The 24,934-nt window shown below is 65.1% G+C and carries 17 protein-coding genes; 6 read left to right on the forward strand and 11 right to left on the reverse strand.

The window, feature by feature from the left end:
• Positions 1-4 precede the first annotated feature (4 nt).
• Positions 5-835, reverse strand: coding sequence for a hypothetical protein (locus EWE75_RS02355; protein ID WP_130155080.1), 831 nt, complete (start codon positions 833-835; stop codon positions 5-7).
• 181 nt (positions 836-1,016) lie between these two features.
• Between EWE75_RS02355 and EWE75_RS02360 the strand changes: the two genes are divergently transcribed.
• Genes EWE75_RS02360 through EWE75_RS02375 form a run of 4 tightly spaced genes read left to right on the forward strand, consistent with a single transcriptional unit; the run spans position 1,017 to position 4,837 of the window.
• Entirely contained in the window at positions 1,017-2,909 is a 1,893-nt protein-coding gene (locus tag EWE75_RS02360; RefSeq protein ID WP_130155081.1) for an HAD-IIIC family phosphatase, read from the forward strand.
• Positions 2,910-2,928: 19 nt separating this feature from the next.
• Entirely contained in the window at positions 2,929-3,519 is a 591-nt protein-coding gene (locus EWE75_RS02365; protein WP_165388242.1) for an LbetaH domain-containing protein, read from the forward strand.
• 33 nt (positions 3,520-3,552) lie between these two features.
• Positions 3,553-3,798: an acyl carrier protein gene (locus EWE75_RS02370; protein ID WP_130155083.1), complete on the forward strand. Its 246-nt coding sequence runs from the start codon at positions 3,553-3,555 to the stop codon at positions 3,796-3,798.
• Between the two features lie 55 nt (positions 3,799-3,853).
• Entirely contained in the window at positions 3,854-4,837 is a 984-nt protein-coding gene (locus EWE75_RS02375) for a class I SAM-dependent methyltransferase (protein WP_130155084.1), read from the forward strand.
• A gap of 19 nt (positions 4,838-4,856) precedes the next feature.
• Here the strand turns inward: EWE75_RS02375 and EWE75_RS02380 are convergent, their stop codons facing one another.
• A complete protein-coding gene (locus tag EWE75_RS02380) occupies positions 4,857-5,417 on the reverse strand; it encodes an NUDIX domain-containing protein (protein ID WP_130155085.1) in 561 nt (186 codons plus the stop codon).
• Between the two features lie 136 nt (positions 5,418-5,553).
• Positions 5,554-6,084 carry a Ros/MucR family transcriptional regulator gene (locus tag EWE75_RS02385; RefSeq protein WP_130155086.1) on the reverse strand — a complete coding sequence of 177 codons (531 nt, stop codon included), beginning with the start codon at positions 6,082-6,084 and terminating at the stop codon, positions 5,554-5,556.
• Between the two features lie 466 nt (positions 6,085-6,550).
• Here EWE75_RS02385 and EWE75_RS02390 point away from each other — a divergent pair, with 466 nt between their 5' ends.
• Positions 6,551-8,449, forward strand: coding sequence for an NPCBM/NEW2 domain-containing protein (locus EWE75_RS02390; RefSeq protein WP_130155087.1), 1,899 nt, complete (start codon positions 6,551-6,553; stop codon positions 8,447-8,449).
• On the opposite strand, the gene EWE75_RS02395 is transcribed toward EWE75_RS02390, so the two are convergent.
• The 7 genes from EWE75_RS02395 to EWE75_RS02425 form a co-directional block, all read right to left on the reverse strand.
• Complete coding sequence (locus EWE75_RS02395) at positions 8,446-10,512, reverse strand: O-linked N-acetylglucosamine transferase, SPINDLY family protein (protein WP_130155088.1); 2,067 nt, start codon at positions 10,510-10,512, stop codon at positions 8,446-8,448. The genes EWE75_RS02390 and EWE75_RS02395 overlap by 4 nt on opposite strands.
• Before the next feature lie 123 nt (positions 10,513-10,635).
• Positions 10,636-11,700, reverse strand: coding sequence for an alpha/beta hydrolase (locus EWE75_RS02400; protein ID WP_130155089.1), 1,065 nt, complete (start codon positions 11,698-11,700; stop codon positions 10,636-10,638).
• Between the two features lie 34 nt (positions 11,701-11,734).
• Positions 11,735-13,189, reverse strand: coding sequence for a family 43 glycosylhydrolase (locus EWE75_RS02405; protein ID WP_231708163.1), 1,455 nt, complete (start codon positions 13,187-13,189; stop codon positions 11,735-11,737).
• On the reverse strand, positions 13,189-13,878 hold the full coding sequence (locus EWE75_RS02410; protein WP_231708164.1) for an acetylxylan esterase: 690 nt from the start codon (positions 13,876-13,878) through the stop codon (positions 13,189-13,191). The genes EWE75_RS02405 and EWE75_RS02410 overlap by 1 nt, the downstream gene beginning before the upstream one ends.
• Positions 13,879-13,901: 23 nt before the next feature.
• Positions 13,902-14,822, reverse strand: coding sequence for an alpha/beta hydrolase (locus tag EWE75_RS02415; RefSeq protein ID WP_231708165.1), 921 nt, complete (start codon positions 14,820-14,822; stop codon positions 13,902-13,904).
• 22 nt (positions 14,823-14,844) lie between these two features.
• Positions 14,845-16,503: a carboxylesterase/lipase family protein gene (locus tag EWE75_RS02420; protein ID WP_231708166.1), complete on the reverse strand. Its 1,659-nt coding sequence runs from the start codon at positions 16,501-16,503 to the stop codon at positions 14,845-14,847.
• A 520-nt stretch (positions 16,504-17,023) separates the two neighbouring features.
• The gene (locus EWE75_RS02425; protein WP_130155091.1) at positions 17,024-18,364 is read right to left on the reverse strand and encodes a GntP family permease; all 1,341 of its coding nucleotides are present in this window, start codon (positions 18,362-18,364) and stop codon (positions 17,024-17,026) included.
• A 238-nt stretch (positions 18,365-18,602) separates the two neighbouring features.
• On the opposite strand from EWE75_RS02425, the gene EWE75_RS02430 reads away from it, so the two are divergent.
• Positions 18,603-21,602, forward strand: coding sequence for a glycosyl hydrolase family 28-related protein (locus EWE75_RS02430; protein WP_130155092.1), 3,000 nt, complete (start codon positions 18,603-18,605; stop codon positions 21,600-21,602).
• Positions 21,603-21,717: 115 nt separating this feature from the next.
• Here EWE75_RS02430 and EWE75_RS02435 read toward each other — a convergent pair whose 3' ends face one another.
• Entirely contained in the window at positions 21,718-24,684 is a 2,967-nt protein-coding gene (locus EWE75_RS02435; RefSeq protein WP_206364655.1) for a TonB-dependent receptor domain-containing protein, read from the reverse strand.
• Positions 24,685-24,934 lie beyond the last annotated feature (250 nt).

Consider the following 24,934-nt stretch of genomic DNA (forward strand, 5'->3'; position numbering starts at 1 on the left):
CGCATCACTGTCGGGCGACGCTCCAGCGATCTACGTTAAGGTGGCCAACGCCCACCACCGGCTCGACGCCGAGCGAGATACCCCACAGCCACTCGTCCCCGGTGATCGTCTTGTTGGCGCGCAGCCAGGCGAGCGCGGCCAGCATGTCGAGCGTGCCGGTGCGGATGTCCTGCGCGCGTTCGGGTCCGAACATGCAGAACTTGTCCTCGATCCGCACCGCCCAACGCATTCCGTCGGGCGCCACGAACACGCCGATCGGTCGCGCATTTTCGAACCAGGTGCGTGAGTGTTGCGGCATATGCAGGAACCAGCCGATCTCGAGCACCTTCGCATCTGGATCGGTGTCGCTCGAGCGCAGATAGACTTCGGAAAGTACGTTGCCGTCGCCATTGCTGTTCTCGATCGTCCACGCGAACGTCTGACTGAACGCGCGAACGTCGCGCACGCGCTTGGGCGGGACCGCGACATCCGGTTCCCCGCCATCGTAATTGCCGTGCATCACCGCGCTATACGCCCACACGCCAGGGCCGTTGGTCGGCCCGAACGGCGGCCACCGCCAGTAGAATTGCGTGTCGTTGGGGAATTTCTTGAGGTTGACGACGATGTGGTCTGCGCGGGGCGCCCACAATTTGGTCAACGCCGACATTTCGCCGCCCCACGGTTGCGAATAGGCGAAATACGGGCCGCTCGTGAACGGCGTTTTCGCCGGCACCCGGATATGTCCTTCCGGGGCGGACGGGACGGTCGCCCAGACCACCGCCGCGAGGCCGACCACGGCGACGACGACGACGCCCAGCACGATCCGCAGCACCGCCCATATGTTGAAACTACGCATATATGGGCCTCGTTGCTGTTTTGCGAACCGCCCGACCCGTATCGTCTGGCAAACCGCAGGTCACCCTCTTTATCAATACGCTGACCCGCGCGACAGGGTTCTGCCGCTTGCTTTGCCGCAGCCGGTGGATAAAGCGCAAGGACACACGGGTGACGAACCGAACGCGAGGCGATGAACCAGTATGCGGACACGGCTCGATTGGCTGCTGACCAGCGCTGACATTCCGTACCTGACATCGGACGAATCCTTGTCCGATGCGGTACTTGTCGAGCAGGTCCGGCAATTGGGCCAGTATGAACTCGGCTTTTCACAAGTCTTCAAGCTCGATCGGCGCTTGCGCAAGATCACCGATCCCGCTCGCTATGCCGGTGTGCTGACGCCACTCCGGCTCGCGGTGCTCGGCGCCTCCACGCTCGACCATCTGTTGCCGGCGCTGCGCGCCGTCGGGGCGCGTCACGGCTTCCTGATCGATTGCTATCTCGCCGAATATGGCCAGTATCTCCGCGAGATCGCCGATCCCACTTCCGGGCTGCACGCCTTCGCGCCCGAAGTCGTGCTGATTGCGCTCGATACGACCCACTTCGTCGGCGAACAGATCAGCGACGCGCCGGACGCCGCGCTCGACGTGACGATGGATCGACTTCGCTCGGCGTGGCGCACAGTGATCGAACAGTTCGGCGCGCAGGTGATCCAGCAAACCGCTTTGCCGCGGATGCTGCCCTTGATGGGATCGAACGAGCACGCCCTCCCGGGTTCCCCGGCGCGCATGGCCACAGCGTTGAACGCGCGCCTGCGCTCAGCCGCAACCGACGAGGGGATCGACCTGCTGGCGATCGATGATGCCGTCGCAATCGACGGTCTCGACGCCTGGCACGATCCGGTGCTGTGGCTGAAGGGCAAGCAGGAGGTCTCACCAGCCGCCGCACAACATTACGCGGAACTGGCCTTGCGACTGGTCTCGGCCCGGCGCGGACGCTCCGCCAAGTGCCTGGTGCTCGATCTCGACAACACCCTGTGGGGTGGCGTCATCGGCGATGACGGGGTGAACGGCATCGTGCTCGGGCAGGGCAGCGCGGAAGGCGAAGCCTATCTCTCGCTGCAACGCTACGCGCTCGATCTGATGAAGCGCGGGGTATTGCTCGCGGTCTGTTCGAAGAATGACGAAGCGGTGGCGCGCGAAGCGTTCGAGCGTCACCCTGACATGATCCTGAGGCTGGAGCATATCACCAGCTTCGTCGCCAATTGGGACGACAAGCCGACCAACCTGAGCCGCATCGCCGACGAGATCGGTATCGGCCTCGACTCTCTTGTGTTCGTCGATGACAATCCGTTCGAACGCAATCTCGTCCGGCGCGCGCTGCCGATGGTGCGCGTGCCTGAATTGCCCGACGATGCCGCACTTTACGCCAGAACGCTCGCTCGCGCCGGCTATTTCGAGGCGTTGGCACTGACCGAGGAGGATCGCGAGCGCACCGCGCTCTACGCCGCCAACGCCGCCCGCGAGAAGACGCGTACCGGCGGTCTGGACATTACAAGCTATCTGGAAAGCCTCCAGATGGTGCTGGAGTGGAAACGCTTCGATGCGGCTGGCCAGCAACGGATCGTCCAGTTGGTCAACAAGACCAACCAGTTCAATCTCACCACCCGCCGCTACTCCGACGCGGAAATCGCTGCGCTCATCGCCGACCCGCACCTCCTTGCCTTGCAGTTCCGGCTGCGCGACACGTTCGGCGACAACGGTGTTATCGCGATCGTGATCGGCCGCCTCACGCCCGGCGGCGAGGTTGATCTGGAGACATGGCTGATGAGTTGCCGTGTGCTCGGGCGTGGGGTCGAGGCTGCTTGCTTGGCAGTGATCGCAGCCGAGGCGAAACGCATGGGGGCCGCCGCATTGTTCGGTCGTTACCTGCCCACCGATCGGAACGACATGGTACGTGAGCATTATCCGCGCCTAGGATTCGTGCAGATCGACGTGGCAACCGATGGCGAAACGCACTGGCGCTTCGATCTTGACCGTCCGATACCCGACGCGCTTAATATCCGCGTTGTTGATATTCAGGGGACCTCGGCGTGAGCGAAGGGCAGACGCGCCGATGAAAGCGGCGGCAAAGCAGGTCTTGCTTCTGCTAAACCTTATCCGCCTATGGCCCACGCTTCTGATCATCGCCTTCAGCGGGTCAGACGCGCCGATCCGCGCCGACATCCGCCGCTGGTGCGCGATCCTGTTCCATGAGGAACCGGCCGGATTCGCGCTGCTCCATCGTCACATGCATTTGATGGTGTTCTTCCGGGAATATCGGAACCTCGTGTATCTGCGCCTGCCGTTCGCGCGTGCCTATCGCTGGATGATGCCGCCGCTCGACAGCCTGCACCTCGACATTCCCGATCTCGGCCCGGGCTGTTTCATTCAGCACGGCTTCTCGACGATGGTCGCGGTGGAGCGGATCGGTGCCAATTTCTGGCTCAACCAGCAGGTCAGCATCGGCTATTCGAACGACGACGACTGCCCGACGATCGGTAATGATGTCACGGTGCGGCCCGGCGCGAAGATTGTCGGCAAGCTTCGGATCGGCGATGGCGCGACGATCGGGCTCAACACGGTGGTGACGGGAAACGTGCCGGCGGGCGCTACCGTGTTCGGCGTTCCCGGTCGCGTCATCTGGCGCAACCGCGTCGATACCTGATACGCTTCCCGACAGATACAAGAGGACCGACCGATGCAGCACGACGAGATCGTTGAGGAACTCACCGGCATCTTCCGCGACATTTTCGACGAGGACGATCTGGTGTTGCGCGACGACATGACCGCCGCCGACGTGGCGCGGTGGACTTCGCTCAGCCACATCAACCTCATCCTCGCGGTCGAAGACGCGTTCGACGTCAAGATCGGTTCGGGCGACATCGAGAAGCTCACCAATGTCCAGGCGCTGATATCGTTGATCGAACGCAAGACCGCGCGGTGATCTTCGCGATGGGTGACGGTGGGCGTCTCGACCGCGACGGGGTAGGGGGCATTTCATGTTGATCACGAACCTCGCCCCGATCGCCGACCTGCTCGCCTGTCCGGCGTGCGGCGCGGGCCTGAGCATGCCGGTCGATGGTGGACCGGCGGCATGTACGGCATCCGAGTGTTCCTCAACATCCTTCGATCAGGTCGGCGGGCAGGATGTGCTGATCGAATTCGGCAGCAGCGTGCTGAACCGCGAGACGATGCTCGCGACGGGCGGCGCAAGCGTGTGGAAACGCGACCGGCTGCGCTGGTGGTTTGGGCGGATCGTCTACGGCATCAACCCGATCGCCCGTCATTTTGCGCGCACGGTCATCGCCGAACTCGAACGATCGCCGCGCGAACAGCCACTCCTCCTCATCGTCGGCGGCGGTGCGATCGGCAGCCGGGCCGAACCTCTGTACGAATCGGACAAGGTCGGAGTGGTGGCACTCGACATCTACGCCTCTCCGAACATCACCTTCTTGGCCGACGCGCACCGTATCCCGCTCAAGGACGCCAGCGTCGATGCGGTGTGGATTCAGGCCGTGCTCGAACTGACCGTCGATCCGATCCAGGTCGTCAGCGAAATCCGCCGCGTGCTGCGTCCGGGCGGCCAGGTGTTCGCGACGACGGCCTATCTTTGGTCGGTCTGCGAAGGCGCCTATGATTACTCGCGCTGGACGCCGAGTGGCTTGCGCTGGATGTTCCGACACTTCGAGGTGCTTGCGCTCGGCAGCGCCTCGGGGCTCGGCACCGGCGTGCTGCTTGCGCTCCGGGCGCTCGCCCAATCGCTGTTACGCAGCAAGAAAGCCGGGCATGTCGCGACCCTTCCTTTCTTCTGGCTGCGCTTCCTCGATCGCTTTACCGGCACGCGTGTCGCGCTGGACGCGGCCCCGGCGTTGTTCTTTCACGGGCGACTGGCGGAACAACCGATCGACGTCCCGGAACTGGTGCGATTCTACGACGACCAGATCAGGCTGGAGCGCGAAGGCCGCCGCGTGAGAGAAGGCTGATCTTGCAAGACCCTGCCGGTTAGACGAACAGATCGGGCCGACGCACCCGCAACGCGAGCAAGACCGTGACCAATTTTCCGTCCGGCAGGCGATTGGTCTCGTAGCGCGCCCATAGCTCGGTCAGCGCGATCTCGTGAACGGTGATGTTTTCCTGTTCTTCCACAAGCCCGCCGCCAGCGGCGATACGGTCGGCATCGTCATAGGTGGCGAGGAAATAGTCGAGCCGCTCAGTCGCGTTACTCGGCGTCGGCCAGAGGCAGCCGATATGATCGAGCGTGCCGAGGCGCACCCCGGCTTCCTCCATCGCCTCGCGGCGCGCACATTCCTCCGGGTCGGCGCTGTCGAGTTTGCCGGCGATCGCCTCCAGCATGTCGGGGAAACCGAGCAAGGTCACCGGCGCACGCGGCATCGAGACGACCAGCGCCATGCCGGTTCCCGGATTATAGGGGAGGACGACGACGGCCCTGCCGAGTTCGATGACGTGCCGGTCGAATGTCACGCCATCGGGCGCGCGCAATCTCACCATCACCAGATTGAGCCAACCCTGGTAGATGGAGCGGACGGAGTCGATCGCGAACATGGCGGGCCTATGCCATCGCGCTCTGCCCTACGCCAGCTTACGTCTCGAACCCGTCGTGCGGCTCGCGATGTCCGAACTGCTTCGTGCGCGCAAACATCTGCGCATCGCCCGACTTGCGCCGGGCGATGCTTTCAGATCACGCGGTTTCGTCCGCCTTGCGACGCGTGCGCTTTGCGGGCGTAGCCGCCGCGCTCGCGTCGTTTGCAGCCGGCGCTTCCTCGGGGGCGGGCGCTGCGCCGCGACCCTTGCGGCCGAGACCGATCTTCTGCGCCATTGCCCGCCGGGCGAGCGAATAGTTTTCGGAGACCATCGGATAGTCCGGGCGCAGATTGTAGCGCTCGCGATATTGCACATCGGTGAGGCCATGCGTCGAAAGGTGGCGCCGCAACGTCTTGTAGGGCTTGCCGTCGATCATCGAGATGATGTGATCTTTCGACGCGAGCGACTTGCGGACCGACACGGCGGGCGTGAACGCATCGGCGGCAGCGGTTTCTTCGCCGGTCCCGTCCGACCCGGTCGTTCCTGAGTCGAGTTCGAGAAGGGTGCCGTGCATCGTGCGCAGGAACGCTGGCACATCTTCGGCCGACACGCGGTTGTTCTGGTTGCCGAGCCACGCGATGGTCAGTTCGGTGGCGAGTTCGATGGAGTTCAAGGTTTCTTCAGCCATGACAATATGTCCGTATGATCGAGCGGCGATATACGCGCGCTGCAGGAGAGGCGTTCATTTGGAACCGCGCTCTTATGTCCAATGTTTTACCATAACGCAAATCATGGTTCGCCGCTTATCTTCATGCCGGCGCCCGCTGTGACGACACGGCAGCCCAAGCGCCTTTTCACCAACTTCGCTTTGAAGAATTTCCGTTGGTCCAGTGGGCCTGGGAAAGATCAGCACAGAATCACGGCGTCCGAATTGTTCTTGCGCAAAGGTTGCAATAGCCGCGACCCGCGATCCGGCACAGCAACGTGAATTGCCGCGCCCCGTCCACGCGGAAGGTGAACTGTGACGCGATCCGCAGACCCGAGCGGGCCAGGAATTTTTACGGTAGCGCTAACAGTCTCCACGGGCCGCTGCTAAGCGTTGGCGGCGACGCAAGATCATGGATTCGGTGTCGGCTGAATGGGAGGATGGCAGGATGAAGAGGTTTCTCGGTACGACGCTGGCGGTGGCCGCGTTGCTCCCCGGTTTCGCAGCGCGGGCCAGCGCTGATCCGCTGACACCGACCGGCCGCTGGTCCGCCTATACGTCCGGCCATGCGCAAACCCCGCCGATGGGCTGGAGTAGCTGGAACGCCTTCGCCACCGATATCGACGAGACCAAGATCATCGGTTCAGCCCAAGCGCTGGTCGACAGCGGACTGGCGGGCAAGGGCTATCGCTACGTCAACATCGACGATGGCTGGGCGATCAAGCGCCGCCTGACCGACGGTAATCTCGTCATCCGTACCGCGCGCTTTCCCTCCGCCGTGGCGGGCGCCGATCTGCCGACGTTCCGACCGTTCACCGACCGGGTCCACGCGATGGGTCTCAAGGTCGGCATCTATTCGGACCTTGGCCGCAACACCTGTTCGCAAGCCTATTCGCCCGACGATACCGATCTGCCCAAAGGCACAGTGCGGGAGCGCGAAGTCGGGCTGTACGGACATATCGATCAGGACATCGCCCTGTTCTTCGCGACCTGGGGTTTCGACTTCATCAAGGTCGATGGCTGCGGGCTGCGCGCGTATGGCGCCGACAGCGAGAAGGTGAAATCCGGCGCGTACCGAGAACTCAAGCCGCTGCTGGACATGGATTCGGTCGCGCGCTCGGATATTCCTGCGGTTCAGGCGGAGTTCCGGCAGATCAATGCGGCACTGGTCCGCAACAACCCCGACGGCGACTTCCTGCTGTCTTTGTGCATCTGGGGCGCGGGCAACGTTCGCGCCTGGGGCAAGGATTTCGGCAGCCTCTCACGCACCAGCGACGATATCAATCCGAGCTGGGGCCGGATGCTCACCAACTTCGACAGCGCCGCGAAGCGCGCCTTTTACGCGCATCCCGGTTCGTGGAACGACCCCGACATGCTGTACATCGGCAAGGGCGATTTCGATGCGAACCACATCACCGAGGCGCGTTCGCACCTCTCGATGTGGGCGATGATCGACGCACCGCTGATGATCGGCATGGACTTGCGGCAGGCGCCGAAAGCGTTGCTCGACGTGTTCGGCAACGCCGATGTGATCGCGGTTAATCAAGACCCCGCCGGGCACCAGGCAGTGGTCGCATTCGATAGCGACGAGGTGCAGACCTTCGTCAAGACGCTCAGCACCGGCGACAAGGCCGTCGCGATCTTCAACCGCAGCGCCGCGCCGATCGACGTCGATCTGACCGCCGCCCAGATGAAGTTCCGGGGTGACGCCGACATCGCGCTTGCCGATCTGTGGACCGGCAAACAGCAGAGCTTCCGCGGCATGACCAAGCTTCACCTCGAACCGCATCAGACGCTGATGTTCAAGGCGCGCGGCACCCGCGTGCTCGCCGATGGCCTGTACCTTTCCGAACAGCCCGGCAACGTCAATCCGGCGGTCGATGGCGTCGTCGAACCTGCGCCCGATCCCATGATCCACCGCTCGGCCTCGGGCTGGCAGGGCACCAAGGGTAGCGGCGAGCGCCCGATCTACGCCGGCTGGGGCGGCGCGCAGGCCGATAGCGCGCCGTATGGCGAGGCGCTCCGCATCGCCGGCAAGACCTTCGACACCGGCGTTGGGGTGTTGGCCAATTCGCGGCTGGAGGTGCGCAACCAGAGCTATCGCCGCTTCACCGCCACCGTCGGGGTCAACGATTCGGCACGCAACCGGAGTGCTGTCATCTTCACGGTCTATGGCGACGGCAAGCTGCTCGCCACCAGCAAGCCGCTCAAATGGGGTGATGCCGGCGAGCCGCTGACCGCCGACGTGGCGGGCGTCAAGATCATCGAACTCGTCGCGCGCGCGGCTGTAGCCGATCCCGCGACGCTGCCGGTGACATGGGGCGAGGCGGCGTTGCTGTCTCGTTAACCGGCGGCGGCGATGAGCGCATCCTGAAGCCGCAGCATCGGTTCAGGGTCGCCCATCGCCCGGCTGGCGGCATCGCGGAGCAGGTCGCGTGATCTGCTCCAACCCGCCGTATCGCGGGCGTGGTTCGCCCAGGCGACCGCGCGCTCGACATAGGCGTCGGGCGTCTCGGTGATCCCGTCGAGCATGCCGATGTCGCGGAGCAGCCCGGCGGCCATGCGCTGGCGCAGGAAGCGGCCTTCGAGCGTGACGATCGGCAGGCCGCGCTGAACCGCCTGCAACGCGGTCGTGAAGCCGGAAAAGGCCGGACAATCGAGATACACGTCCATCGCGTCGAGAAAGCCGTTGAACCTGCGCGACGTCATCCAAGACGCGACCTTGATGTAGCGATCGGGATCGAGCCCCGCCTCAGCGAAGCGGTCCCGCAGCCGCGCGACGAGCTGTTTACCCGCCCATTGCTGACGGTTCGGCATGACCAGCCAGAATTCGCACGCGCCGCTGCCCTTGGCGATGCGCGTCAACAGCGCGTCGTCGGCGGGATCGAACTTGATCGGCTGCTGGCAGAGCGCGAACCGTACCACGTCCGCCGCCCGCTCAGGCCCTTGCCACGGCTCGCCTCCTTCCGCCGTCCATTCAATGCTCACGCCGGTGCGTGGCAACCGCACCAGCCGCTCGCGATAGTGCCGGTCGGCGTCCGGCCCTTCCAGAGCTTCGCCGCTGAAGAACAGATCGATCGTCGGCAGGCCGGTGGTGATCGGATGTCCCCAGCCAGCGGCTTGCACCGCCGCCAGACGTTGGCTCGCGAGCGCGCCCGTCACCGGGTCCATGCCAACCTCCGGGTACAGGATGATGTCGGGCCGATACTCGACGATCTTCGCGCGCCATGCCGCAACGTTCCGCTCGCCGCCGACAAACGTATCGACGTTCGCCGCCGCCCATGCGGTATGCTCGTCGGTGCGCGCGCCGGTGTGAAACACCGCAACATCGAAGCGGCTGCGATCGAGATGAGTCAGCAAGCCTTGCAGGTTGACACGCCAGACCGGATGGTCCCGCACATGCGCGCTGACGATCAGGAGACGGAGCCGCCCGGTCCGCGCTTCGCGATCCGGTACAGGCTGCGGCGTGGCGACGAGATCGCCGTAGCGGCATAGGTCGGCTGTGACATCCACGGGTCGATAGGCGAGGTAGAACGGCTGGCTGCGCCCCGCCGCAGCACTCAGGCCCTGCGGATGGGTTGCAAGCGCGTCCAGCGCGGCCGCGAAAGCGTGCGGCGTTCCCGCCGCCGCTTCCGGTGTGGCTGGCATGATCGGGATCGCGGTCATGGCAAGGGCAAGTCGCGCATCTGCACGATCCGGCTGGAGCACCAGCGCCTGACGATATGCCGCCGCCGCATCGCCGGACTGCCCCAGATCCTGAAGCGCATTGCCGAGATGGACATATGCCTCGACATAATCCGGCTTGAGCGTGATCGCGCGCCGGTAACATGGCAACGCTGCCTCGACCTCCTCGCGCGCAATCAGCGCCAGTCCGAGATTGTTGTGCGCGGCGGCGAGCGCCGGCTCCAGTTCGATCGCCCGGCGATAGGCCGCGATCGCCGCGTCGCTCCTGCCGAGCGCGTGCAGGATATTGCCGCGATTGACGTGCTTGCCAGCGTCGAGTGGTCGCAGCGCAAGCGCGCGATCGATCGCGGCTAGTGCCTCCTGCGCCTCGCCCTGCTGCACGAGCAGACCGGCAAGGCTGGCGTGCGCCTCGACATGCTCCGGCTGGAGCCGGATCGCCTGACGATACGCGGCGACTGCGTCGGCTTGCCGGCCGAGCTGGCCGAGTACGTTGCCGAGATTGTGGTGAAACGCCGCGACACGCCCGTTCTGCCCGATCGCGCGTCCGATCAGATCGAGCGCCGCATCATTGTGGCCCCGCTGGTGCGCGACCACGCCGAGGAGATGCAACGCGTCGACATTGCGCGGCTCGATCGCGAGGACCGCACGATAGCCTTGCTCGGCGTTGCCCAATTGGCCGGTCTGGTGATGCCGCATCGCCGTCGTCAGCAGGTTTCTTGCCTGCATCACGGATGTGCCTGACGGACAGAAAAAGCGGCTGTGCGCTCGAAGACCGCACAGCCCGCCCGCAATGATCTCGCTCGCTTCGCTGTCACCATTCCGGCTTGATACTGCCCCGCACGCTCGCGGTCACTTGCTCTTGAGGTGCTGGCTGAAGAACGGCAGCACGAACTCCTGCACGCGCGTCGCGACATTGCTGGTGTGGGTGCCCGAATAGATCGTGAAGCTGTTCGCCACCCCGTAATCATCGAGGATCTGGTGGAGCTTGCCCGCGTCCACCTTCAGGCTGTCCTGATCGCCGACATCGATCGCGATCGCGCTGTAGCGCTTCAGATTGCCGATATATTGATCGACAAAGGCGAGCGGCGCGTTCGCCGCCCATTTCGCCAGCACCTCGGGCTGGGCGACGCCGTTCTTGGTCGGCAGGTCGAGATACAGCGGCGGCGCCTTGGGGTTGGGCGACCATGCGGCGGCGGCGGCGAGCTGGGCGCGCAGCATGAACGGCAGGCTCGCCGACTCCGCTGGCGATTTGAGCGCTTCGAGCGTCGCGGCTGCCTGCGGATCGGCCGGCGCGGCGGTGCGGGCGGAGAGGCAGCACGGGCTCATCATGTAGATCGCGCCGAACATGTCCGCATGCCGCATGCCGATGCGCGCGGTGCCATAGCCACCCATCGAATGGCCGGCGAGGCCACGGCTCGCCCGGTTGGCGATCGTCCGGTAATGCCCGTCGACATAGGCGATCAGGTCGCGCGAGATGAACGTCTCGAAGTCGCCGGTCGTTACCGAACTGGAATACATCGATCCGTTATGCACCGTCTTCGAATCGGGCAGGACGAGGATCATCTCCTTGGCGCCCTTGGCGAACGCGCCCGCGCTCGCGTCGGTCAGATGGATTTCCTTGCTCCACTGCTCGGCGCCGATCGAATAGCCGTGCAGTGCATAGACCACCGGATAGCGGCGCTTGGGCGCTTTGGCGTAGCTCGGCGGCAGCACGACGAGCACATCGCGGTCGGCGGATTCGCCTTCCAGATTGCCCTCGATCGACGGCGCATGGACCTTGATGTGCTCGATCGTCACTGGCGGCGCGTTGGGCACCGCCGGCGGCGGGTTGGTCGTGACCTGCGCAAGTGCGATCGAGGGCGCGCAGGTGGCGAGCGCCAGCGCGAGGTGCCAGGCTTTGAAACGCGTGTTCATCGGGTCGGCTCCTGATGGGAAGAAACGGTAGCGGTCACGGCGCCTTGAAGGTCCAGCGGCCGGCATCGCTGGCCGGATCGAACGTGGCGAGCGTCGGCGTGCTCGCGCCGATCGTGACCAGCGCGACGTCGCGCCGGCTCGCCGATTTGACCTTCGGCGTGATCCGGTATGACCCGTCGATGAGCTGGTCGATCCGCCACAATTGTTCCGGCGCGCCGGTGAACGCTGGGGCGGTCACGACCTCGTCATCGGGCGTCGCGGCCAGAGCGCGGTCGGTGCCGGCGACGACGATCTTGTAATAAGGCGACCCGAAATAGCCGCCCGCGCCTGCGAGCGGGGTGATCGTCCACTGCTGATGCGGGCGGATCATATATTCGCCGAGATCGACCGCGATCTTGTCTTTCGGCCAGGTCGCCTGATCCTCGGCGAGCGTCTGGTCGGGAACGGGGACGATCGGCGTGTCGGGCTTGGCGAAAAACGAACGGCGCGGATCGAACGCGATGCGAACGAAATCCACGTTCAACTGCAGCGCGTTGCCGCTACGCTCGGACGTGATCTCGTACGTCCCCGCCTTGAGGTTATCGCCCGCGATCGGCCAGCCGTCGCGCCACAGCAAAGGCTGGATCGCCAGCACGCTACGCCCGCTGCGGTCCATGTCCGCCTCATAGTGCATCGAGAATTTCTCCATGCCGCCGCCAAGATCGATCAGCCCGAAATGCCCCGGCCCGAAAGTCCGACCGCGCCCGTCGATCACCAGCTTGCCGCCACCCTTGAGCAGCGGCACGCCCATGGTGTCGAGATACGGCCCGGTCACGCTCTTCGCGCGGCCGACGCGGATGTTGTACGACGAGTTCGGCCCGTCGCAGCAAGTGCCGTGCGTGCCGAGCAGATAATACCAGCCGTCGCGGTACATCAGCGCGGTGGCTTCCATGTCGATCGCGATATCGACCGGCTGGTTGCCCGCCAGCCGCATGCCGGTCTTGGGATCGAGTTCGACGATGCGGATGAAGCCGTAATAGGTTCCGTAGCTCAGCCACAGCCGGCCATCGACGAGGAGAAAGGCCGGGTCGATCGCATCGGCATTCTCGACGCCGTCGGTGGAGGCGACCACGCCGACATCGTGATAGCCGAAATCGGGCGATTTGGGATCGAGCGACTTGGTCCACATCATCTTGATATTGCTGGCGTGGCCACCGTTCATGCCGCCACCGCCGACCGCATAGGCGACATAATAGCGGTCGCCGATCTTGATGACGTCGGGCGCGAGGCCGCCGCCGGGCCGTTCGCCGCCGCTGTGCCACGTCCAGCCATCTTCGGAGACGAGACCGCCGCCACGCGTGCCGAACGTGTAATATTTCCCGTCCGATTCCATGATCGTCGAGGGATCGTGGATGAACGGCTCACCCGCGAGTTGCGCGCTGGCGGCGCCGGGCAGCGACAGCAAGGCCGCTAGGGCGGTGGCGAAATGCCGCATGGTGTCTCCAGCCATCACTTCACGTCCACGCTGATGTCGCGGATCGGCTTGCCGTCTTCATCAAGGAAGCGGACGCAGAAATCGCTCAGGCCGGGGCCGTTGATGACCGCGCCGCGAAGCACGTTGCGCCCCTTGGCGAGCGTCAGTCGCGGAGAGAGCACGTCGTCCATCACCATGCGCCGGTCGCCTGACAGCATCACCGCCTCCTTGCCGTTGAGCCACCACATCGACGCCGCGTTCGAGCCGACCGCGAGCCGCACGTTCTTCATCTCGCGCGGGCTATGCACCACCGTCACCGCGTTGAAGATCACGCCATAGGTCGGTTTGCCGAGCGCAGCGGCGAAGGTGAACAGCGTCACGTCGAACGGCACCGCATCGAAAGCGTGCCAGCGCAGCGGCGCGGCGCCCTTCACCGTCTCGCCATCCTTGGGAAGCGCAGTGAACTGGCCCGGAAAATAGTGCGTGGTCAGCGCGGTGCGGACGTAACTGTTGGTGAAGCCCGAATTGCTGCGGTTCGGCTTGACGATCGGTTCGAGCAGCAGCCAGCGCTGAAGGAAGCCGTCGGCATCGGGCGCCTTCGCCGCGCCGATCGCCGGCTGGAAATAGGGCGCGAGGCTGGGCGGGGCGGGGGTGTCGGCATCCGCCGCGCTCGCCAGTGCCAGCCACGCCATCCCTGCCGCGACCGGCAACGCTTTCGTCATCATCCGCATCTTCCTTTTCGACGTGTTCACCGCCGCGTGAGCAGCCCGCTCGTATCCAGCCATTGCATCATCGCCGCGAACCAGCCGGTGCTGGTGGTGCCTTGTTTGCCGAGGCCGAAACCGTGGCCGCCATGTTCGTAGAGGTGGAACTCGACCGGCCGGTTCGCCTTCTGCCACGAGTCGATCAGCCCGAAGCCCTTGTGCGCGAACAGCGGGTCGTCGCTCGCCAGCGCGGCAAACATCGGTGGTGCGTCGGCGGGCACCGACACCGCTTCCATCGAACCGTAGATCGGCGCGATGAAGGCGGGCTTCAGCTCGGGCGCGGCCAGCGCCACCGCCATCGTCGTCATCGCGCCCGCCGAAAAACCGATCATCCCGACCCGCGCCGGATCGACTCGCCATTCGGCGGCACGGCTCCGCACCAGCGCGAAGGCGGCGCGCGCATCGGCGATCTGGTCGGACAGACCCGCGACGGCATCCTCGGGCTTGAGGCGCGAGTCCGCACGGCCCGCGCTCGCGAACATCGCGCCCACCGCCTGTTCGAACTGCGGCATGCCGGCGGGTGTCGGCTTCAGACGGTATTTGAGCACGAACGCGGCCACGCCCCGCGCCGCGAACGCCTTGGCGACGCGCCAGCCCTCATTCTCCATCGACAGCATCAGGAAGCCGCCGCCGGGCGCGACGATCACCGCCGCGCCGGTCGCCTTGGCCGGATCGGGCAGGAACGGGGTGAGCGTTGCGGTGCTGACGTTGCGCGTCATCGCCACGCCATATTGGCTGAACCACGCTTCCGGCGCGGTCGATCCGCTCACGCCGCCGGTCTTGAGCGCGATTGCGCCCGGCTCGGCCGGCGCCGCCATCGGCGTCATGCGCGCGTCCTGCGCCACCACCGGCGCCGCGCCCGTCAGCAGCGCGGCCGCCAGCATCAGATGTCGAAAAGCGCCCATCGTTTTCCCCTCTCGTCGTCGTTTAGCCCAGCAGGATGCGGCGCGCCGCCCCTTCGGGATCATCGACCATCCGGCACTGGCTATCGAACACCATCGTCTGGCAGCGGGCCGGATCGGTCGGCGTCCAGGCGAGGCCGGGCTGGCTCGGATTGCCGGTGCGCGCGAAATTGGCCCAGGCGGTCGCCATCGTCCGCGCCAGCCGCTGCGCGTCGGGCGTGTTGCCGGTGCCTTGGTCACACCGCGCGGTATTGTCGAAGCAGAAGGCCAGCTCGGCGGTGTGCCATGCCCCCGCGACGCCATCGAGTTGCGGTGACTGCCATTGGAACAGATATTGGAACACCGGCGCCGCTTTTTGCGCATATTTCAACGCGACCATGCTCTGCACTCGGTTGCGCGCCGACAGCCCCTGCACCCCGTAGGATAGCGTGCGGATCGCCTTTTCGGGATGCGCCTGTTTCATCGCCGCGATCAGCGCATCGGCCTTGGTCGCACCCATTTGCTTGGTGAGATCGGCGCGCCACTCCGCCTCGCTCGGGTTCGAGCCGAAGCGCATGCCTTCTTCGCTGACGTTGCCGATCATCACGGGAATGTCGCGCGAGATGTCCGGTGCAACTTCGGAGAACGAACGCACGTCGATGACCTTGCCGTCGAGCGTAGGCCCCCAGCCGACGCGCGGTGTCGTCGAGGGGCCGGGCGGCCCGCGCATCGGCCCGTTGATGTCGGTCGCGACACGGTTGCCGGTCTCGAACAGCGTCTTCCAGTCCGCCCTCTGCAACGCGCCGATATCCCGCGCGCCAAGTTCGCGGACCAACCGGCGCGAGAATTCACGCGATTGCTCGGCGGTCGGGAGCGCACCGCCACCGCCGGATTGCACCGCCGCGCGGTGGATCATGCCCTTGCCCGCGCGCATTCCCAGCAACGTCGTCACCTTCGATCCGCCACCCGACTGGCCGTAGATCATGACCTTGTCGGGATCGCCGCCGAACGCCGCGATATTCTCCTGCACCCAGCGCAGCGCGGCGATGCAGTCGGTCATGCTGACGTTGACCGATTCCTCATAGGCGCTGCCGCCCAATTCGGTGAGATCGAGGAAGCCGAGAACATTGAGCCGATGGTTGATCGAAACCTGCACGACATCATGATGCCGCGCCATCTGCGCGCCATCATGCGAGGCGAGCTCATAGGACGAGCCGAAACTATACCCGCCACCGTGGAAATAGACCATCACCGCGCGATTGCCGCTCAGCGACGGGGTCCAGATGTTGAGCTTGAGCATGTCCTCGCCGAGGAAGCCGTCATCCCATTGCTGGAGGAAGGTATGCTCGGTCGCGCGGAAGCTGTGCAGCGTCTGCGGGCAGTTCGCGCCATAGGCGAGCGCGGGATAGTCCTCGGTCCAGCGCTTCGGCGGCTTGGCGGGCAGCCAGCGGTTCTCGCCCGACGTGTCATCGCCGTAAGGCACGCCTTTGAAGGTGAAGACGCCGCCCGAAACGTAGCCGCGCACAGGTCCATATTGCGTCTTGGCGACCGCGCTATGCGGCGTGGAACAGGTTCCCGATGCCGACGGGGCAGCGGCACGCGCGGCCGATGCGGCGATCGGGGCCGCCGCCAGCCCGGCACCGACCAGTGCGGACCCTAACAGCGCCTCGCGGCGATCCAGCAACATGTCTTTCCGAATCATCATCACTCTCCCCATGCGTGCCGCTCGGTGGATGGCGGCTTGTCGTTGCTATGGTCTCGATTTGCCGGCCTCGGCGTGTTTCAAAGCACCCAAAAAAACGGGGTGCCGCGAACGGCACCCCTGAGGCTGGGGGAAACGGCAATGGCGTCAGGCTGCGGCGCAGCACGGACACTACGGCATTGGATCGATGCAGGCGCGCGGTTCGGCGACGCGAATTTCGGATTGTCGGCACAGCCAAGCGTAATGCTCATACTCCTCCCCGATCCTGCATCTGTTCTCTTTGATATCGTCATCGGCATGCTGGTCAGCATGTGGTGCCGTCTGCAACGCGGCACCCTTTGGCAGATCGTCCGGCTATCGTCCGAGCTACCCCGTTAGACCAAGTGGTAACGCTATCATATTTCGCCCGCAAGCTCTTTCTAGCACCTATCGTTGGGCGAGGAATTTTCTCGGATCAGAAAGGAATGGGGCAGGTGATAGCGATCTCGTTAACCGCAGGTGTGTCCAGTTTTTGCCACACCGTTCAAACCACGTAACTCAGCGCGAACACCCCAGCGAGGCCCGCGACCGAGATCACCGTCTCGACCATCGACCACGTTCGAAACGTATCCGGCGTCGAGGTGCCGACATAGCTCTTGACCAGCCAGAAGCCGGGATCGTTGACATGGCTGAAAAACACGGATCCCGCGCCGATCGCCAGCACGGTCAGTTCGGGCGACACGCCCGAGGCCGCGACCACCCCCGGCATGATGCCGACGGCGGTGATCGTCGCCACCGTCGCCGATCCGGCTGCGAGCCGGATCGCGACCGCGACCAGCCAGCCGAGCAACAGCGGCGACACCGGATAGGCGAGCACCAGCCGCGCGAGCAGATCGGACAGCCCCGCCGTCACCAACACCTGCTTGAGCGCACCACCCGCGCCGATCGCGAGCAGGATCGCGCCTGCGCTCGCCATCGTCTCATGCCACACCGCGTCCTGCACGGTCGCTTCGGCCAGCCGCCGCCCGAACAGCAAAGGCAGCGCGAGCAGGTTGGTGACGAGCAGCACCAGCACCGGATTGCGCGCCGCCGCCAGCAACGCCGACCCGGCGACCGGAGGAATGAGCTGGCCCAGTTCGCCGATCGCGATCAGCAGCACCGGCAACACTACGATCAGCAGCGATATCGCACGCGGCGGCGGCGTCAGATCAAGCGTGTGATCGCTCAGCACGGTCGGCGTCAGGCGCACGCCGGGCGCGACCACGCGCGCCAGCAGCGGCCCCGCCAGCACCGCGACCGGAATGGCAATCAGGATACCGTACAGCATCGTCAGGCCAAGACTGGCGTGCAGCGCTTCCACCGCCAGCAGCGGACCCGGATGCGGCGGCACCAGCGCGTGAACGACACCGAGCCCAGCCAGCGCCGGCATGATGAGCCGCAGCTTGGCGGCGTCATTGTCTTTCTGGTGCGGCATCGCCTCGGCGGCGGCGACCACGATCGGCAGCAGCAGCACCAGCCCGGTTTCGAAGAACAAGGGCAGGCCGATGATGATCGCCACGCCTAGCGTCGCCCACGGCGCGGCGCGCACGCCGGTCAACCGCAACGCACTCGTCGCCAGCGAGGCCGCCGCGCCGGAAAGATGGAGCATCGCGCCTAGCGACAGCCCCAGCGCCACCACCAGCCCGGTCCCGCCGATGATGTCGCCGACGCCTTTTTGCACCGCCTTGCCGGTATCGACGAGTGGCAGCCCGGCGAACAGTCCGACCGCAAACGCGCCGCATAATAAACCTATGAAGGGATGCAGCCGCACGCGCACGATCAGCACGACGGACAGGATGATGCCGGCGATCGCCGCGATCACCAGCCGCCAGTCTTCACCGCTCATAAGAAGCTACGCCGCTGGGCACATCGAATCGCCATCCATCCCCTCCGCCAATCGTGCGATCTATATCGTCGTGCAGTCTAGGCTTCGCGCCATGATTGCGCATCTACGACCAAAAGTCATGTTTACGTTAACATCATGCGCTGGTACGGGGAAGTGCTTCGATCGACTGCGAAATACGTGGCGCATCGGGTTTGCCGCTCGGCCCGGTCATTGGCGCGACGCGGCCATTTGGGAGGATATGATGAAGGCAGCGTTTCTGGTCGGCACGATGCTGGCCGCGGTGGCGCCAACGTTTGCGGCCGCCAAGTCGACATCGGTCTATCAGTCGCTTCCGGATGATCCGCGCGCGGTGATCGTCAAGGGCGTCGGCGATGGTCGCGCCGACGATACCGCCGCGCTCCAACAGGCGATCGATGCGGCGGCGGCATCGACCGGCAGCGGCCTCGTCTTCGTGCCCGCCGGACGTTACCGGATCAGCCGCAGCATCCTGTTGCGCTCTGGCGTGCGCGTGTTCGGTGTCGGCAAGACGCGCCCCGTGATCGTGCTCGGCGATGACACGCCGGGGTTCGCCAGCGGCATCGGTGCGATGGTCGCCTTCACCGGCGAGGACCAGTTCCGCTCCGGCAAGCCGGCGGTGCCACCGCGTACCACCGTCCCGTTCGATCCGACCATCTTCGACGCGACCCAGACGACCTTCTATTCCGCGCTGTCGAATGTCGATTTCGAGATCGGGCGCGGCAATGCCGGCGCGGTCGCGGTGCGCTTCCGCGTCGCGCAGCATGCCTATCTGCGCCATATCGACTTCGATCTCGGCTCGGGTTTTGCCGGAATCTATCAGGTCGGCAACGCCTGTGAGGATCTCCATTTCTACGGCGGCCGCTACGGCATCGTCACCGAGAAGACCGCGCCGATGTGGCCGTTCACCTTGCTCGATTCGACCTTCGAGGGGCAAAGCGACGCCGCGATCCGCGAGCATGAAGTCGGGCTGACCCTGGTCAACGTCGCGATCCGCGACACGCCGATCGGGATCGAGATCGATCGCGGCTATTCGGATTTCCTGTGGGGCAAGAACGTCCGCTTCGAGAATATCGCCAAGGCCGGCGTGCTGATTTCCAACGAGAAGGACGTCCACACCAAGATCGGCTTCGACAATGCCGTCGCCCAAAACGTGCCGGTGTTCGCACGGATGCGCGAGAGCAATACGGTCGTGGCGGGTGTCGGCGCGCGCTACCGCGTGCGAGATTTCTCCTACGGCTTGAAGCTCGCCGGCCTCGGGCAGATGGGAGACTTTGCCACCGACGCCGATATCGTCCCGCTCGCGCGCATGCCGGCGGCGCCGGCACCGGCGATCCGCGCGATGCCGCCGGTCTCGGCCTGGGCGAACGCGCGCGATCTCGGCGCAAAGGGAGACGGCGAGGCCGACGATACCGCCGCACTCCAACGCGCGATCGACACGCACCGCGTCCTCTACCTGCCGGTCGGACGTTATCTTCTTACCGATACGCTCAGGCTGCGGCCCGACAGCGTGCTGATCGCGCTGCACCCCGCGCGCACGCGGCTGTTCCTGCGCGACGACACGCCCGCCTTTGCTGGCGTCGGCAGCCCCAAGGCGCTGCTCGAAAGCGCGAAGGGTGGCGATGCGATCGTGTCGGGCCTCGGCCTGTGGGCCGGCAGCGTCAATCCACGCGCATCCGCTTTGGTGTGGAGGGCGGGTGCCGCCTCGATGGTCAACGACGTGCGGATCGAAGGCCCCGCATTGCGCGACGGCACCATGCAGGCCCGCCCCGGCGATCCGCGCGTGCGCCAGGACGGGCAACCGGCGAGCATCTGGGTGACCGACGGCGGCGGCGGCACGTTCGCGGCGATCTGGTCGCCCAACACGCTCGCCTCGGCCGGCTTCCGCGTTTCCGACACCACCACGCCCGGCCATGTCTACGAACTCTCCGCCGAGCACCATTACCGGCATGAGATCGTGCTCGAGAATGTCGCCAATTGGGAGTTCCTCGGCCCGCAGACCGAGCAGGAGGTCCGCGACGGCGTCAATGCGGTCTCGACCGAGTTCCACAACAGCCGCAACATCCTGTTCACCAATTACCATTCCTACCGTGTGACGCGCACCGCCAAGCCGATGGACACCGCGATCCGGTTGTTCAACTCGGGCGATATCCGCTTCCGCAACGTGCAGGTGAACGCCGAGAGCGGCTTCGCGAGTTGCGACACCAAGGGTTGCGGCACCTTCGCGCGCGCGAGCAAATACCCGTTCGACAACGCAATCACCGACGCGACTCGCCAGCAGCAGGTCCGCGAACGCGACTTCGCCAAGCTCGACGTGCCGCCGGCGCCCGCCGCCGCCGCGACGGCGAGCGCAGTGCCGGTGACGCAAGGCGTAGAGAAACTCGCCGATGGCTTCTACTCGATCGCCGGCGCGGCGACCGACGCGAAGGGCAAGCTCTACTTCATCGACCGCTTTTTCCACCGCATCCACGGCTGGTCGCGCGAGGGCGGGCTGGAGACGATCGCCGACCTGCCGCTCGATCCCGTCAGCCTTGCGGTCGATCGGTCGGGCGATCTGATGGTGCTGTCCTCGGCGGGGCGCGACGGCACCGTCTACAGCATCGATCCCGCCCGGCCGGCGACGGTGCGGGTGATCGCGCCGACGCCCGTCAAGCCGCATCCCTCCGCCACGACTTTGCTCCCGGGCAACGTCTGGGCCAATGGCGAGTTCGACGACCGCATCGATCCCAAGACCTACACCTATCCGACACTCGCCGACTTCTTCACCACCAAGATGGGCGAGGCCAAGCCGCTCGAATATGTCTCGCCCGACGGGTCGCTGGTGCTGCCGGCTTTCCGCGTGTGGAATCAGGGGCCGGACGATCAGCAGGGCTGGCGCTGGTCCGATCCGCTCGACGCCTACGGCTTCGTCGGTGCCGCGCCGGGCGCACGCGTGACGCTGACCAACGCTTCGGAGAACCGCACCTATAGCGGGCTGGTCGGGGCAGGGGGCAGCGTCACCGACCTCAAGATCGTCGCCGATCGCGGCGGCGAGAGCGCCCTGCGCGGGGCGGACGGGACGCTGTACGTCGCCAATGGTCAGGTGTTCGTCTACGCACCCGATGGTGCGCTGCTCCGCCGCATCGATGTGCCGGAACGCCCGCTGCAACTCGTGCTGGGCGGGCGCGACGGCCGCACCCTGTTCATCCTCACCCACCACGCCTTGTACGCTACTGCGGTGTGACGCGCGCGGTGGCGGCGGGCTGATGCCCGTCGCCAAGCGCCGTGCCCTCGTCATCCGCCCAAGACAAAAAAAAAGGGGCGCGGCGTGATGCCGCGCCCCATCGAGGGGGGAAGGGTTACAGCTTGAAGCGAACGCCGGCCCGATAGGTGCGGCCGAGCTGATCGTAGAGCGACGGGTTGTTGAAGATCGTCGAATCCGCCGGATCGACATCGAACATGTTGTCGATCTTGGCATAAGCGGTGATGTCCTTGGTCAGATTGTAGCTGCCGCCGACATCCATGTAGAACCGACCGGGATAGAAGTTGTTGTCGATGGTCGGGTGGTTGTTGTTTGAAACCGGACAATTGCTCTGGCACACGATATATTTGTTGCCGAAGGTGCCGTCGCTGAACCAGCGTTCCTGGAGCAGGAACGAGAATTGGTCGGTGTCGTAGCTCTGGGTCGCCAACCACTTCCAACTCGGTGTGTTGCTGGTGTTGTCCCCCGCAGTATCGACCGGGATGGTGCCCGGCAGGCCGGTGTCAGTCACGAACTTCATGACGTGCGTAGCGAGTGCGCGCACGGTGAAGTTGCCCGGCAGGCCAAGCGGCCGCTGCCAGCGGTAGCTCGCTTCGATATCGAAGCCCTCGGTGTCGTATGAGGCAAGGTTGAACGCCTGCGCGTTGATGAAGTACGGGCCGGTTGGGTCGCTCAGGTTGGTGGCGCCGCAGGTCGAGAGCACGAGCTTCTGGAAGCAGAGCTGGATTATGTCGTTCGCGCTGAGGCTTGAGATCACGCCTTCGATCTTGAGCGTGTACCAGTCGAACGACAGGCTGAGACCCGGCAACCAGTGCGGATTGGAGAGCGTGATGCCCGCCGTGGTGTTGCGGGCGATTTCCGGCTTCAACGCGGTGTTGCCGATCGCATTCTGGACGGCCACGACGGTCTCGCCGGTGAACGGATTCAACGTGCCGGGCAGCGTCTGTGTGACCGGCGCCGCGAACAGTTCCGAGAGGTTCGGTGCGCGCACGTCGCGCGACGTGACCGCACGAATGCGAACGCCGTCGATCGGGAGTGCCCAGGTGCCGCCGATCTTCCACGCCCAGACGACGCCCGAGGTGCTGTAATCGGTAACACGCGCCGCCCCGTTCAAATTGGCATGGCCGAGCGCATCCGAATTGAGGATCGGCAGGTTTGCCTCGAAGAAACCTTCCTTGACGCTGTAGGCACCGTGGCCGTTCTTGTAGGTGCCGGCATACCAGTTGGCGTTGCCGCTGGCGTTCACGAACGGATCGGCTGGATAGGCGCTGTTATACGCGGTGTTGGCGGAGCCGGCGCCGTAGGGATCGGCCGTCACTTTGTAGAATTCGTGACGGAATTCACCGCCGAACGCGATCGAGAGCGGGCCGGCCCACAAATCGAGCGGCGCGCCCGAGAAGTTGATGCTCAACACGTCCTGGGTCTGGCGCGTGCGCTGATACGGGCCAGCTTCGGGCATGACATAGCTCAGCGCTTCTGCCGAGGGATTGCCGCCGATGATGTTGAGCGGCTTACAGCCACTCGCCTGAGCCACCGGGTTACGGCAGACGATCTGGCCACCCTGATACACCGCGTCGATCGCCTGGGTGAAGCGACCATTGAGCAGGATGTTGTTCACATCGACGTTGGTGTAGTTCGTGCCGTGTTCACCGTAGATGTCGTAGGACCATTCGGTCCCTGCGACCGGCACACGCCCCTTGGCGCCGGCGACGAAGCGATATTGGCGGCGGTTGGTGTAAACGCGCGTGTTGCCGAGCGCGGCGTTGCTGGTGCCGTACTGGAAGTTGGTGATCCCCGCCGTGCCGCATGCGTTCCGAATCTCCTGGGGCAGATACGCATTGTCGCACTGGATGGTCAGGCCGGGCTTGTTCTGGCCGTTGATCGGCTGGTTGTTGGTCTTCACCTGACCGACGTTCGCGGTGAAATACAGCTCGTTGTCGGGTGCGATGTCGAAACCGACGCGGGTGTAACCGTTCACCCGCTGAAGCGCGGATTGAAGCGACCGGCCCACATCGACGTTGCCCGAGAGATCGCCGCCGACGCAGGAACCGCCAAAACAGCCCGTGACACCGCCACCCGGCGCGCGCGTCGGTACGCCGTTCGATCCGTACTGGAACTGGAACGGCCGGCCAGACTGGTCGAACGCGGTTCCCTGAAGCGGTCCGCCAGTGATGAGGCCGTATTTGGTATAGGTGTTTGACTGAGTGTTGTTGCGAATGAGGTACTGCGGCGAACCGTCGTTGAGGACGTTGCGGTTGATCATCGAGGTTTGGTGGAACCACTTGCGGCCGCCGGCCATGTTCAGGCCGTAATTGCCGCCGCCAACACCATCGTCATGCGCGTATTCGCCGCTGGCGACGACATGCAGGCGATCGCCGAAAAAGCTATGGCCGAACGCTAACTGCGCCAGCACCTGCTTGTTATCGCCATAGGTGGTGATACCGCCCTGGACGTTACCCTTGATGCCGTTGAAGCGCGTGTCGGTGATGAAGTTGACCACGCCGCCGACCGCGTCCGAACCGTAAGACGCCGATGCACCGCCGTTGACGACATCGACACGCTGGACGAGCAACTGCGGGAACAGGCTGACGTCGGGAACGCCGGTGACGTTCGCGCCGACGACGCGCTGGCCGTCGAGCAGGGTCAGCGTGCGGATCGCGCCGACGCCGCGCAGCGAGAACGAGCTGAGGCCCTGCGTGCCGCTCGACGTGCTGAACGTGTTGACCGTCGAGCCGGTCGACCCTTGCAGTGACGGCAACTGTGCGATCGTGTTGAAGAGGTTGGGCTGGGCGTTCTGCGCGATGTCCGCTGCGGTGATCGTCGTCGTCGGCGTCGGCGCGGTGAAGCCGCGCGTCGCGATGCGCGAGCCGGTGACGACGATGTCGCGTGCGGCGGCATCGGTTTGGGCGGGTGCCTGCGGCTCAAGTGTCGCAGGGGCTTCAGCGGCAGGTTGTGCCGGTGCCTGTGCCTGCGCGAACGCCGGCAATGGCAGACAGGCGACGACCGCCGCCAACGAAGCGCCGCGCAAAAGGGACGCGCGGCAATCCAGAGCTTTCAACGTCATGTATATCTCCCCTGGCCTGTAAGGCGATGTTTCTTGATATTTCCCCGAACGCGACACCGTGCCCGGAACGGTTGATGATCGTGCATCGTGCGGACGGAACCGCGCGGCGGAACGCGCATCGCCGCCGCCTCGCCATGAGGCGGCCGCAGTTACTTCGCGGGAAGTGCCGCGATGGTGCGATGCTGCAATGCTGAAGGAACGTGTTTCAGGTTTTCTCTCCCCTTTTCGTAGCCATTACTCGTCTCATGTG

The sequence above is a fragment of the Sphingomonas populi genome (assembly GCF_004208535.1).
Lineage (GTDB): Bacteria > Pseudomonadota > Alphaproteobacteria > Sphingomonadales > Sphingomonadaceae > Sphingomonas > Sphingomonas populi.

Excerpts from the sequence above, each read along its gene's own strand:
- EWE75_RS02355 (WP_130155080.1), bottom strand. The coding sequence starts at position 835 with ATGCGTAGTTTCAACATATGGGCGGTGCTGCGGATCGTGCTGGGCGTC.
- EWE75_RS02360 (WP_130155081.1), top strand. The coding sequence starts at position 1,017 with ATGCGGACACGGCTCGATTGGCTGCTGACCAGCGCTGACATTCCGTAC.
- EWE75_RS02365 (WP_165388242.1), top strand. The coding sequence starts at position 2,929 with ATGAAAGCGGCGGCAAAGCAGGTCTTGCTTCTGCTAAACCTTATCCGC.
- EWE75_RS02370 (WP_130155083.1), top strand. The coding sequence starts at position 3,553 with ATGCAGCACGACGAGATCGTTGAGGAACTCACCGGCATCTTCCGCGAC.
- EWE75_RS02375 (WP_130155084.1), top strand. The coding sequence starts at position 3,854 with ATGTTGATCACGAACCTCGCCCCGATCGCCGACCTGCTCGCCTGTCCG.
- EWE75_RS02380 (WP_130155085.1), bottom strand. The coding sequence starts at position 5,417 with ATGTTCGCGATCGACTCCGTCCGCTCCATCTACCAGGGTTGGCTCAAT.
- EWE75_RS02385 (WP_130155086.1), bottom strand. The coding sequence starts at position 6,084 with ATGGCTGAAGAAACCTTGAACTCCATCGAACTCGCCACCGAACTGACC.
- EWE75_RS02390 (WP_130155087.1), top strand. The coding sequence starts at position 6,551 with ATGAAGAGGTTTCTCGGTACGACGCTGGCGGTGGCCGCGTTGCTCCCC.
- EWE75_RS02395 (WP_130155088.1), bottom strand. The coding sequence starts at position 10,512 with ATGCAGGCAAGAAACCTGCTGACGACGGCGATGCGGCATCACCAGACC.
- EWE75_RS02400 (WP_130155089.1), bottom strand. The coding sequence starts at position 11,700 with ATGAACACGCGTTTCAAAGCCTGGCACCTCGCGCTGGCGCTCGCCACC.
- EWE75_RS02405 (WP_231708163.1), bottom strand. The coding sequence starts at position 13,189 with ATGGCTGGAGACACCATGCGGCATTTCGCCACCGCCCTAGCGGCCTTG.
- EWE75_RS02410 (WP_231708164.1), bottom strand. The coding sequence starts at position 13,878 with ATGATGACGAAAGCGTTGCCGGTCGCGGCAGGGATGGCGTGGCTGGCA.
- EWE75_RS02415 (WP_231708165.1), bottom strand. The coding sequence starts at position 14,822 with ATGGGCGCTTTTCGACATCTGATGCTGGCGGCCGCGCTGCTGACGGGC.
- EWE75_RS02420 (WP_231708166.1), bottom strand. The coding sequence starts at position 16,503 with ATGATGATTCGGAAAGACATGTTGCTGGATCGCCGCGAGGCGCTGTTA.
- EWE75_RS02425 (WP_130155091.1), bottom strand. The coding sequence starts at position 18,364 with ATGAGCGGTGAAGACTGGCGGCTGGTGATCGCGGCGATCGCCGGCATC.
- EWE75_RS02430 (WP_130155092.1), top strand. The coding sequence starts at position 18,603 with ATGATGAAGGCAGCGTTTCTGGTCGGCACGATGCTGGCCGCGGTGGCG.
- EWE75_RS02435 (WP_206364655.1), bottom strand. The coding sequence starts at position 24,684 with ATGACGTTGAAAGCTCTGGATTGCCGCGCGTCCCTTTTGCGCGGCGCT.